This window comes from Limosilactobacillus vaginalis DSM 5837 = ATCC 49540, assembly GCF_000159435.1.
Lineage (GTDB): Bacteria > Bacillota > Bacilli > Lactobacillales > Lactobacillaceae > Limosilactobacillus > Limosilactobacillus vaginalis.
Genome location: NZ_GG693413.1, coordinates 126,365 through 138,519, shown reverse-complemented (window position 1 = coordinate 138,519; position 12,155 = coordinate 126,365). Strand labels below are relative to the sequence as shown.

At 41.9% G+C, this 12,155-nt stretch carries 10 protein-coding genes; 1 reads left to right on the top strand and 9 read right to left on the bottom strand.

All coding sequences use genetic code 11. From position 1 onward, the window contains the following. Nucleotides 1-104: 104 nt before the first annotated feature. Nucleotides 105-476: a hypothetical protein gene (locus HMPREF0549_RS03850; RefSeq protein WP_003716937.1), complete on the top strand. Its 372-nt coding sequence runs from the start codon at nucleotides 105-107 to the stop codon at nucleotides 474-476. A gap of 198 nt (nucleotides 477-674) precedes the next feature. Here the strand turns inward: HMPREF0549_RS03850 and ribF are convergent, their stop codons facing one another. The 9 genes from ribF to HMPREF0549_RS03805 all read right to left on the bottom strand — a co-directional run bounded on the left by ribF (nucleotide 675) and on the right by HMPREF0549_RS03805 (nucleotide 12,082). Next, nucleotides 675-1,643 carry a riboflavin biosynthesis protein RibF gene (ribF, locus tag HMPREF0549_RS03845; protein ID WP_040531100.1) on the bottom strand — a complete coding sequence of 323 codons (969 nt, stop codon included), beginning with the start codon at nucleotides 1,641-1,643 and terminating at the stop codon, nucleotides 675-677. Between the two features lie 14 nt (nucleotides 1,644-1,657). After that, the gene (gene truB, locus HMPREF0549_RS03840; protein ID WP_003716935.1) at nucleotides 1,658-2,557 is read right to left on the bottom strand and encodes a tRNA pseudouridine(55) synthase TruB; all 900 of its coding nucleotides are present in this window, start codon (nucleotides 2,555-2,557) and stop codon (nucleotides 1,658-1,660) included. 58 nt (nucleotides 2,558-2,615) lie between these two features. After that, nucleotides 2,616-2,981 carry a 30S ribosome-binding factor RbfA gene (gene rbfA, locus HMPREF0549_RS03835; RefSeq protein WP_003716934.1) on the bottom strand — a complete coding sequence of 122 codons (366 nt, stop codon included), beginning with the start codon at nucleotides 2,979-2,981 and terminating at the stop codon, nucleotides 2,616-2,618. 15 nt (nucleotides 2,982-2,996) lie between these two features. Further along, entirely contained in the window at nucleotides 2,997-5,273 is a 2,277-nt protein-coding gene (gene infB, locus HMPREF0549_RS03830) for a translation initiation factor IF-2 (protein WP_003716933.1), read from the bottom strand. 13 nt (nucleotides 5,274-5,286) lie between these two features. After that, nucleotides 5,287-5,598, bottom strand: a complete 312-nt coding sequence (locus HMPREF0549_RS03825; RefSeq protein WP_003716932.1) for a L7Ae/L30e/S12e/Gadd45 family ribosomal protein — start codon at nucleotides 5,596-5,598, stop codon at nucleotides 5,287-5,289. Then, nucleotides 5,588-5,890 (bottom strand): RNase P modulator RnpM, encoded by a 303-nt coding sequence (gene rnpM, locus HMPREF0549_RS03820; RefSeq protein WP_003716931.1) that lies wholly within the window; start codon nucleotides 5,888-5,890, stop codon nucleotides 5,588-5,590. Before rnpM ends, HMPREF0549_RS03825 begins: the two co-directional genes overlap by 11 nt. A gap of 18 nt (nucleotides 5,891-5,908) precedes the next feature. Next, nucleotides 5,909-7,141, bottom strand: a complete 1,233-nt coding sequence (nusA, locus tag HMPREF0549_RS03815; RefSeq protein ID WP_003716930.1) for a transcription termination factor NusA — start codon at nucleotides 7,139-7,141, stop codon at nucleotides 5,909-5,911. 15 nt (nucleotides 7,142-7,156) lie between these two features. After that, on the bottom strand, nucleotides 7,157-7,639 hold the full coding sequence (gene rimP, locus HMPREF0549_RS03810; protein WP_040531095.1) for a ribosome maturation factor RimP: 483 nt from the start codon (nucleotides 7,637-7,639) through the stop codon (nucleotides 7,157-7,159). 114 nt (nucleotides 7,640-7,753) lie between these two features. Then, nucleotides 7,754-12,082, bottom strand: a complete 4,329-nt coding sequence (locus HMPREF0549_RS03805) for a PolC-type DNA polymerase III (RefSeq protein ID WP_003716928.1) — start codon at nucleotides 12,080-12,082, stop codon at nucleotides 7,754-7,756. Nucleotides 12,083-12,155: the final 73 nt, after the last annotated feature.

The window sequence follows — 12,155 nt, the reverse complement described above, 5'->3', positions numbered from 1 at the left end:
TCCCCTTTTAGCACTCTATAGGGTTAAGTGCTAAACACATGTATAATATAACAATCTGAATAGTAAAAGTCAAGAAACGTCAAATAAAATCTAGGAGTTTTTCAATGAAACATAAGAAGCAACGATTTATTCAGCCAAGTGGTCCCGAAGATGCTATGCGGATTATTCAGAAGCTCTTCAATAGTTATCGGAATGCCCCGCTAACAAGGGAGTTGCTTGACTATCACAATAATTTGATTAATCGATTACAAACCGATATCCACGATGCCGTAGTTAAAGCCAATAACGATCGCCTTAGTAAAGAGCTTGATGAAATGACAGAAATCATGCGTCGCTGGATTTCAATTCGACTATCAAACCGGCCGTTCAACGCTAAAATGCGCCACTTCAAGTTAGTCACGGACGGCGGTATGAAGTTTAAGCGACACGTTCATAAAATTAGTCAATCAACTAATCATCGAGCAAGTCGTCATTGATAGTGGAAAAAGGGGGTTGTGACATAAGTTATATTACCTAGATAAAATACAAACGACGCAGTACACAAATGGGATTCAGTGCTCGGAAAATCCGAACGCTGAATCCCTATTTGTGCTTGTGGGGGTTCGAAAACGAACTAGCGAGCTAGTTCTGTCTCTCTCCCCCTTACTATTTCAATTGAAAAAATTAAGTTATCTCTAAACTAATGGCTGCTTTATACCAGGGACAATTTTTTGTAAATTCTGTCGCGCCAATTGTTCATCCTGCTTCATCTGGTCAACAAGCTCATCAGCACCACTAAATTTCATTTCACCACGTTGATAATAAAGCCACCGAACCTTAACTTCCTCACCGTATACCAATTGGTCAAAGTCGAAAAGGTATATCTCAACAGTAAGCTTATTTTGATCACCGAAAGTAATGTTGTGACCAACACTTGCCATTCCGCCGTACCATTTCTGACCAATTTGCACTTGAACTGTGTATACGCCAATACCAGGAAGACGTTCACCTTCAGGAGTTTCAACGTTAATTGTAGGAAAGCCCAGTGTTCGCCCTCGTGCCAAGCCATGAACAACAATTCCCGTTGTCATGTAATAATAACCTAGCATCTGGTTAGCCAACTCAACATCCCCCTGATCAATGGCTTTACGAATAACCCGTGAACCAATCTTTTGTTTACCATTACCAGTAAACTTAGGAACCGTGATTACGTTAAATCGACCGTTAGCATACTCCGGTAAACGTGCCATCGTTGCCACCGCAGCTTTGCCATAAGTATGATCGAATCCCGCCACCACTGTTTTCGCGTGAAAGCCTATTAAATATTGATCGACAAATTCTTGTGGTGAAAGACTCGCAAATGAAGAAGTAAAGCTAACCAGATATACCAAATCAACACCTAATTGTTTTAAAAGATCTAGCTTTCGTGATGTTGTTGACAGGTATTTAAAGCCACCAGGATATTGTTGATAAACGATTCCGGGCGCGTGATCATAGGTTAATACTGCTAACGGAAGATCTTTTTCTTCAGCGATCTTTTTAGCAGTATTAATCACTTGCTGGTGACCACGATGAACACCATCGAAGAAGCCCATTGCGAGCACTACTGGACCTGCAGGCACTAACTCTTTCTGCAATGGGTGGTGGATTCTTACTACTTCCACTTTTCCTTCCTCCTTCACTTCACAGAGAACATCTTTGTTGGTTTATATCCTTGGGACGTTAGATGATATAGCGCTTTAGTCGATCCGTCATATTTCAGGACCACTTCATTTGCCACTGTCTGCAGCTCATCTTTCTTAAGCCAACCACCATGCTGAACAGAATGCCATTGTACCGGAGTTAATTCTACTGCTGGATAGTCTTTCAATGCATAGTCAATTGGATAAAGATGGCGATTAATTTTTTGGTGAGCTACCGCATCTTGAATATCATTTAAGCTCAGGGTCTGGTCAAGCGTAAAGCCACCACTTTCAAGCCTGGTTAGCCATTTCATCGCACCAGGATAGCCAAGCGAACGCGCTAAGTCAGCGACAAGCGTTCTAATGTAAGTCCCCTTACTACACTTTACCTTAAAATAAACGTGTTGTTCTTGATGTTCTGAATCATACTCGTTTCGACACAGGGCAAAACTACTAATCAACGCTTTACGTCGTGGTCGTTCCACGGTTTCACCGGTACGGGCATACTCATAAAGACGCTTTCCATTCACCTTGACGGCAGAATACATCGGCGGAATCTGAATGATTTCTCCCGTCATTTTCTGCATTGCTTCCTTAATTAGTTCACTACTAATTGGAGTTTCGACTGGTTTAGTTTCAACTATTTCACCATCAAAATCTTCAGTCGTTGTCGCTTTTCCGATTACTAGCTCTCCCTGGTATTCTTTACCTGACTGCATCAAGTATTCTACTACTTTAGTCGCATTACCAATACAGATTGGCAAAACACCATCAACAGAGGGATCCAGCGTCCCTGAATGACCGATTTTCTTTGTCTTTAGTATCCGCCGCAAACGACTGACACAATCAAAGCTCGTCATTCCACGTTCCTTGTACAAGGGAATAATTCCATCCATATGATTCTCTCCATAAAAAAACGAACTAAGAGAAAGCTCCCAGCTCGTTCATCCTTAATTACTTATCTTGTTCTTGCTGGTGAAGCTTATTGATCAGCTGATCAATTCGACTTCCATAGGCAATTGATTTATCTCGTTCAAATTTAATTTCAGGTGTTTTGAAGATGTTCAACCGTGCACCCAATTCACTCCGAATCAATCCGGTTGCCTTGTCTAACCCGGCTTGAACCTTTTCCATATCAGAAGCCTTGTCGGACAAGATACTGTAATAGATGGTTGCTTGTTGAAGATCACCAGTAACATCTACACCAGTAATGGTTACCCCTTGTACACGCGGGTCACGAACTCGCTTCAAAAGAATATCGTCAACCTCGCGCTGAATTTCTTGGGCTAACCGATCAACTCGATATTGTTTATTAGGCATTTTATTCACCTCGGTTTACTTAACTGGTACTTCTTTCATTTGGTAGGCTTCAATAACATCATTTTCCTTAATGTCATTGTAGTTTTGAATTGTCAAACCACATTCAAAGCCGGCCTTAACTTCCTTAACGTCATCCTTGAACCGCTTCAAGCTACCAAGTTCACCGCTATAAACGACGATTCCGTCACGAACAAGCCGAACCTTAGAATCACGGGTAATCTTACCAGAAGTTACCATTCCCCCAGCAATTGTCCCGACCTTAGAAGCCTTGTAGATTTGCCGAACTTCAACTTGACCAATAGTTTCTTCTTTATAAACCGGTTCAAGCATCCCCTTCATTGCGTCTTCAACTTCTTCAATTGCGTTGTAGATCACTTGGTGGAGACGAATATCAATTTTATTTGAATCAGCTAACGATTTAGCAAGTGAAGTTGGCCGAACATTGAAACCAATAATAACGGCATTAGAAGCTTCAGCTAATGTTACATCGGATTCATTAATTGCACCAACAGCTTGGTGAATTATATCGACCCGAACACCATCAACCTTAATCTTTTGAAGACTTTGACTAAGTGCTTCTACTGAACCTTGAACATCGGCCTTAATGATTAATGGGAGGGTCTTCATTTGTCCCTTCTTCATCGTATCAAATAAGTTGTCCAATGTAACGTGAGAAGTCCGCTTCCGCTCTTCTTCTTGTGCTTGTTCTGCACGCTTCTCACCAGCAGCACGGGCGGTCTTTTCATCGTCAAAGACAATAAAGCGATCCCCAGCTTCCGGAACAGAATTAAGCCCAGTAATCTCGACAGGAGTTGATGGGGTAGCTTCCTTAATTCGCCGACCATTTTCGTTTGTCATTGTCCGAACACGACCATAGGTATTTCCAACAACAATTGGGTCACCAACATGTAAAGTTCCTTGTTGTACCAGAACAGTGGCAACGGAACCCTTACCTTGATCAAGTCGTGCTTCAACAACGGAACCAGCAGCGTTTTGATCTGGGTTAGCCTTCAATTCCATCATTTCAGCTTGGAGTTGAATCATATCAAGCAATTCATCAATATTCTTCCCAAACTTAGCTGAGATGTTAACAAAGATCGTGTCACCACCCCAGTCTTCTGGAATCAGGTTGTACTTAGCTAATTCCTCAATTACCCGTTCTGGATTGGCACCTGGCTTATCGATCTTGTTAACTGCAACAATAATCGGTGTCTTAGCGGCTTGAGCGTGGTGGATAGCTTCAACAGTCTGTGGCATAACACCGTCATCAGCGGCAACAACCAACACGGTAATATCAGTAATATTAGCACCCCGAGCACGCATTTCAGTAAAGGCAGCGTGTCCTGGCGTATCCAAGAATGTAATTAGGTTATCCTTGTAATGAACTTGGTAAGCACCGATCTCCTGAGTAATTCCCCCAGCTTCATGTTCAGTAACATGTGAGTGACGAAGCTTATCAAGCAACGTAGTCTTACCATGGTCAACGTGTCCCATAACAGTAACAACCGGTGGACGAGAAACTAAGTGATCCGTGTTATTTTGCTCTTCTTCAAACATCTTGTCGATATCTGAAATATCTTCTTCAACCTTTTCCTTAGCTTCAATACCATAATCAGTAGCTAACAATTCAATCGTATCTTTATCTAAGGACTGGTTTTGATTAATCATTACACCGAGCATAAAGAGCTTTTTAATAATTTCTGCTGGTGAACGGTGCAAAATCTTTCCAAGATCTTGCGCATTCATTCCCTCGGTATATTCAAGAACATCCGGTAATGGCTTATCCTTTCGCTGAGTAGGTTGTTGGTGCTTAACCTCACGAAGACGACCATTATTGTTATGTTTCTTGTTCCGCTTCTTGTTCTTCTTGTTAAACCGCTTACCCTTTCGACCAGATTCATTCAAGCTGCCACCAAAGCGGCCGTTATTGTCATTTTGATGACGGTTATTGTTTTGGTTAGTTTGCTTAGAAGAATGGTTCTTATCATGGTGCTTTTGATCATGATATTCATTTTTCTTGTTATGGTTAGCTTGATTGGTTGATTGTTTGTTTCCCTTATGACCTGCTTTTGCCTGAGAATTCTTTTCGTGATGCTTAGCCTGTTGTTTTGGCTGGTTAGCGCCCTTTTGGTTGTTCCCCTTAACAACTTGGCGTAACTTTTGTGCTTGATCAGGTGTCACAGATGACATATGGCTTTTAATATCCATTCCTTGATCCTTAGCTACCTTTACAAGGCTCTTGCTTGGCATCTTGAGTTCTTTGGCTAATTCATAAATTCGTTCTTTGGCCATGTACTCACGCTCCTTAATTCATCGTTAGTAGTTCCTCAAACTTTCTTGCAAATCCAGATTGCGTTACACAAATAACAGTTCTTGACTGTCCAATTGCTTGACTTAGTTGTTTTTTAGTAAAAAGCGTACAGAGTGGAACCTTGTAGAAGGTGCATTTATCCGTAAACTTCTTTAGTGTTGCTGATCCAGCATCCTGAGCTAAGAAAACAAACTGGGCTTTTTCTGTTTGAATTAATTTTAAGACACTGCCCTCGCCACTTTGAAGTTGTTTGGCGCGGCGTGCTAATCCGAGTAAGTTTAAAACGGATTGTTGATTATTTTTCATTGTTACCAAATAAAGCTTGTCGTGCTTGAAGGTGATCCGTGTATTGAATTAATTCATCATAGAATGAATCATCCAACTTAACATGAAAGGCTTTTTCGAAAGTTTTTTCTTCTTTTGCTCGTTTAGCAATCTTTACATCTACAGCAATGTAGGCTCCCCGACCAGACTTTTTACCGGTCGGATCAAGCGTAACTTCGCCTTCCTTATTCTTAACTACTCGGATCAATTGTCGTTTCGGCATCATTTCGCCAGTAACAATATCTTTACGCATCGGTACTTTTCTCTTTTTCATTTATTTCACCCCGCTGCTTTAATCTTCTGAAGCGTCAGTTTCTTCTTCGAGTGTATCAGTATTGTCTTCCATCTCAGAAGCCGGTTTAATATCGATCTTATACTTTGTTAATCGAGCAGCCAACCGGGCATTTTGACCCCGCTTACCAATTGCAAGTGAGAGCTGACTATCGGGAACTACAACCGTGCATGAACGCTCTTCAGTTGTTGCGACCGGTTCTTCTTCAGTACTCTCTGCTTCAGTTGATGTGTCGCTAGTCTCCGTTACAGAATCATCAGTTGAATTTTCTTCTGGTTGTTCTTCAGTAACTGGAGCTTCCGGTTCATTAAAAATAACGTCTAAAACTTCTGCCGGGTTGAGGGCATTAGCAATAAATTGAGCCGGGTCCTTAACATATTCAACAATATCCATGTTCTCGCCATCAAGCTCATTAACAATTGCCTGAACACGTGAACCACGAGGGCCGACACAAGTACCAACGGGATCAACGTTTGGATCGTTAGAATAAACAGCTACCTTAGCACGATCCCCAGCTTCACGAGCAATATTTTCAATTAAGACTGTCCCGTCCTTAATTTCTGGAACTTCTCGTTCGAATAACCGCTTCAATAATTCTGGAGCTGTCCGGCTGACAAAGATTTGCGGGCCATGACGATCATCATTTACTTTCGAAACGTAAACTTGGATCCGGTCATGAATGTGGTAGTGTTCATTAGGCATCTTGTCCCGGTAACCCATGGCACCTTCAACACCATCACCAAGGTCAACCCAAGTAAAACGTTTGTCCTCACGAGAAACTTCACCGGTAATGATTTCATTCTCATAAGTCTTGTACTTATTATAGATGATCTTGCGTTCTTCTTCGCGTAACCGTTGCATTACCACTTGCTTTGCTGTTTGGGCTGCAATTCGACCAAAATCACGTGGTGTAACTTCTTCACGAATCTCATCACCAACATCGTATCCTTGACCATGTGGCAACTTCCGCGCATCAGCAAGGCTCATATACTCGTTGTCATCTTCCTCAACCAGGTCTTCGTTATCGGTAATCGTCTTAACAGCATAAACCTTGATATTACCAGTAACCCCGTCAAAGTCAACTTCAACGTTCTTTTCACCATAATTTTGCTTATATGCGAGTTCCAAAGCCTGTTCTAAGGCTTCAATAACAATTTCCTTCTTGATTCCCTTTTCTTTCTCTAAGTAATCAAGAGCAGCGATCATTTCAGTGTTTGTTTTTGCTTTGCTCACCTTTTAACACTCCCTTTAAATCTTGCTAAAGTCGATTGCTAATCGTGCTTGCGCGATCATTTTACGTTCAATCTTAATTCGACGCTGACGAGTCTTATCCATGTATTCCAATGTTAGTTCGTCAGGCGTAAGTTCAACCAGCGTTCCCTCGTATGCCTTTTTTCCTTCTATCTGCTGGTAAAGGGAAACGTGAATGTAATCATTGATTGCCCGCTCATAATCAGCTTCCTTCTTCAATGGACGTTCGGCACCAGGAGAAGATACCTCAAGGAAATATGCCTGAGGAATTGGATCAGGCTCGGTATTATCAAGCGCCTCACTCAATTCATCACTAATATCAGCACAGTCTTCTAGGGTAACTCCCCCATCCTTATCAACATAAACCCGTAAGTACCAGCTTTTACCTTCCTTAACGAATTCAAGATCGTAAAGGTAGCAATCATGTTTGGCTAAAATCGGCTTAGCTAATCCGCTTACTATTTCAACGACATTGCTCAACTGCGTCACCTCCATTATTTGCAATAAAAAGAGCGAGCATCTCTGCTCACTCCAACGAGTTATTTACCATAATTAATTGTAGCATGAACTCACTAAACTAGCAAGCAACTATCCCTAGAACAGGCTTAATTGGTTCTCGTCCGGCAGTCCGTCCAAGACATGATTCTGGGTAAGAAAATCTATAATTGTCTGCGAAACCTTTCCTCGCTCAGCTAGATCTTGCTTCGATAAGAACTTCTTTTCTTCACGAGCAGCAACAATCTGCTTGGCAACGTTTAATCCCAAACCAGGAACTGCGCGGAATGGAGCAATTAATGTGTTACCATCAATTAACCAGTTACTTGCATCAGATCGCTCAAGATCAACCATCTTGAACTTAAAGCCCCGCTCTAACATTTCATTAGCTAATTCAAGGATCGTCAATAAACTCTTGTCCTTAGCACTTGCATCGTTTCCTTGAGAATTAATCTCTTTCATCCGTGTCTTAACAGCGTCTTTACCGTGTGACATTGCAACCACGTCAAAGTCATCAGCACGAACAGAGAAGAATGCACAGTAATAAACAAGCGGGAAGTATACCTTAAAGTAGGCAATCCGTAATGCCATCAAAACATAGGCGGCCGCGTGTGCTCGTGGGAACATGTATTTAATCTTCAAACATGAATCCATGTACCATTGCGGAACGTTAGCCTCACGCATTTTCTTTTGCCAATCATCAGGGATTCCTCGACCATGACGAACTGATTCCATCACTTGGAATGAGGTTTCAGAATCAAGGCCATAGTGAATTAAGTCGGTCATAATGTTGTCCCGACATCCGATCACATTGGCAATTGTTGCGACCCCTTGTTTAATTAACTCTTGAGCGTTGTCCAACCACACGCCCGTTCCGTGAGAAAGTCCAGATATTTGCAGGAGTTGCGAATAGTTCTTTGGGTGGGTATCCTCAAGCATTCCCCGAACAAAACGGGTCCCGAATTCTGGTAAACCAAGAGTTCCAGTTTTACTCTGGATCTGTTCTTCACTTACCCCTAACGCCTCAGGACTAGAGAATAAACTCATTACGCCCGGATCATTCATCGGAATAGTTTGTGGATCAACCCCGGATAAATCTTGCAAGGCACGAATCATCGTCGGATCATCATGACCTAAAATATCCATCTTTAAAATATTATCGTGAATGGAGTGGAAATCGAAGTGGGTTGTTTCCCAAGCCGCTTCTTGATCATCAGCCGGGTATTGAACTGGCGTAAAGTCGTAAATCTCCATATCATCAGGAACAATAATAATTCCGGCCGGGTGCTGTCCTGTCGTTCGTTTAACACCGGTAGCACCATGAGAAAGCCGGTCCTCTTCTGCTCCCCGGAACTGCTTATCTGTATCACGTTCATAAGCCTTAACATAACCATAGGCAGTCTTATCGGCGACAGTACCAATTGTTCCAGCACGAAAGACATTCTTTTCACCGAATAGCACTTTCATGTAGTTGTGAGCAATTGGCTGATAGTCTCCGGAGAAGTTCAAATCAATATCCGGAACCTTATTTCCCTTAAATCCTAAGAAAGTTTGGAACGGAATATCATGACCATCCTTAACCAGCAGTGTCCCGCACTTAGGACACTTCTTTTCTGGAAGGTCAAATCCTGAACTATATTCACCCTTGGTATAGAAATGAGAATAATGACACTTAGGGCATCGGTAGTGTGGCGGCAACGGATTAACCTCTGTGATTCCAGAAAGCGTAGCAACCACACTTGAACCAACGGATCCCCGAGAACCTACCAAATAACCGTCCTTATTTGACTTTGCTACTAGCCGTTGAGCAATCAGATAAATTACCGAGAACCCGTTTTTAACAATACTATTTAACTCAAGATCAACCCGGTCTTGAACAATCTTTGGTAACGGATCACCATACCATTTCTTAGCAGTGTCCCAAGTACGATCTTGAATTTCTTGTTCTGCTCCCTTCATATGGGGAGTGTAAAGCTTATCCTTGACTGGGCAAATGCCGTCATCAATCATATCAGCAACCTGATGGGTATTTGTGACAACGATTTGATGTGCTTTATCAGCACCAAGAAAACTAAATTCATTGAGCATCTCATCTGTTGTTCTGAAATGAACATCTGGTCTTCTAGTCCGGTTAAGCGGATTAGCACCACCTTGAGAATTGATGAGGATCTTACGGTAAATGGCATCGTGAGCATCCAAATAGTGGACATCCCCCGTTGCGACAACTGGTTTCTTTAAGTTTTCACCTAGTTTAACCATGTTCTTCAGAATATCTTCCAAGTGGGCATCATCAGCAATGACCTTCTGCTCTAATAATGGCTGGTAATTAGGTTTCGGCTGAACTTCAATAAAGTCATAATACTTAGCCTTTCGCTCAGCTTCAGCAAATCCTTTTTCCATCATTGCGGTAAATACTTCACCAGAAGAGCAGGCAGTGCCCAAAAGGAGTCCCTGGCGAAACTTAGTTAGAACACTACGCGGAATCCGCGGTACTCGCGCAAAATACTTAACGTTAGACAGTGAAACCAACTTATAGAGGTTTTTCAGCCCTGCTTGAGTCTGGGCAAGAATCGTAACATGAAATGGCCGTGCATGCCGGTAAGCATCGTTATCAGTCATATGTTTGTTCAAATCACTGATTAATTTAATTCCATACCGTTTTTCCGCATCCTTTAAGAAGATATGCAGCAGCTTCCCTGTTGCCTCAGCATCGTAATTTGCTCGGTGGTGGTGTTCAAGAGCAACCTTGAATTTCTTACTTAAGGTATTCAAACGGTATCCACGCATATGCGGATAGAGAAATCGTGCTAACGGCAAAGTATCAATAACGGGGGCCGTAATCTCTTCCATATTATGACGACGATAACCGGTATTCATGAATCCCATATCAAAGGAAACGTTGTGACCAGCAATAATACACCCTTCACAGAAGTCCCTAAACATTCTGAAGACTTCTTCCTCGCTTTTTGAACCTTGAACCATCTCATCAGTAATTGATGTTAGGTTAGTTGTCTGTTCAGAAAGGGGGAAACCAGGATCAATAAATTCATCGAACCGCTCCAAGACTTCACCATCTTTCATCTTCGAAGCGGAAAGTTCAATTACCTTATCATAAATTGCTGAAAGTCCCGTCGTTTCAACATCAAAGATAACATATGTCTGACCATCTAGCGGTGTATCATTTTCGTTATACACTAACGGGATCCCGTCATCAACCACGTTTGCTTCCACACCGTAAAGCATTTTGATCCCTGTTTTTTTAGCCGCCTTGAATGCTTCTGGAAATGCTTGAACGTCCGCATGATCAGTAATTGCAATTGCAGGCTGGCCCCACGAATGAGCACGGTTAGCTAATTCGGTAATTGAATTAGTGGCATCCATTTGACTCATTTCTGAATGAGCATGTAATTCAATTCGCTTATCATCAGCTGGCGCCTTATCCTGACGCTCTTCATGCTTAATTTCATTAATGTCAAAAGCATTAATAACTAAATCATGCATCCACGTATCTTCTTGCACCGGGCCACGAACTTTAAGCCACATTCCCTCTTTGATATTTGCAAATTGGGCTTCATCAGCTTCATTACGGGAGAACTTCTTTACCGCAAACGAAGAAGTATAGTCAGTAATTTCAAATGTCAATAATTGCCGACCTGAGCGTAGTTCCCGTACTTCAGTGCTAAAGACATATCCCTCAACAACAACCGAACGCTCTTCCTCAGCAATATCTTTCATCTGCTTAACTTCTTGGGAATCATTAATTACCCGACCAAGTTGAACAGGTCCATCGGCAGGTGCCACGTTGCTTTGCTGCTTTTTCTTTTTAGCAACATTATTCTTTTTAATCTGTTCCATCGCCTTAGCAGCAAGGGCAGCATCATCCGCTTCATGCTTAGCCTTTAGTTCCTTAATCCGGGCTTCCGAAGCAGATTCATCGACGAACGGGTGAATCCGAAATTTAGGAAAACCAAGGTCAACATAATCCTCTTCAATCTTTCCTAAGACATTTTTAGTAAGGAAGTCCTTCATCATCTCATTTTCAATAACAAGAGTTACCCGACCATCCCTAACTTCAGGTGATGTCTGTGTACAAACTTGCTGAGTCATCGGTGAATCGGGAGCTGTTTGGCGGACTACATATTCCCAGTAATCACCAATTAGCTTGGGATCAAGATCGGTCATTGGACTACTAATTTTCACTCGCGTATTAGCAATATCCCGAAAACCCATTGTTAACGCGTTTGAAAATTCACTAAAAAGGTTAAATGGTAACGGCTGTCGGAGCATTAAATGAAATTCCCATAGACGCGAATCCTTATGAACTACGACAGATTGAACCTTTGCATCACGAAAGGCAGGGTTATCTTTTTCGGGAAAGTGAATTTGTTCAAGTAGCTTTTGAAATAATTCTTGTCGTGATAAACTCACTTTTTATCCTCCTACAATAAAAAAGTGGCGCGTTGATAAATTAAATTCTACCATCGTCACCACCAATTAATGA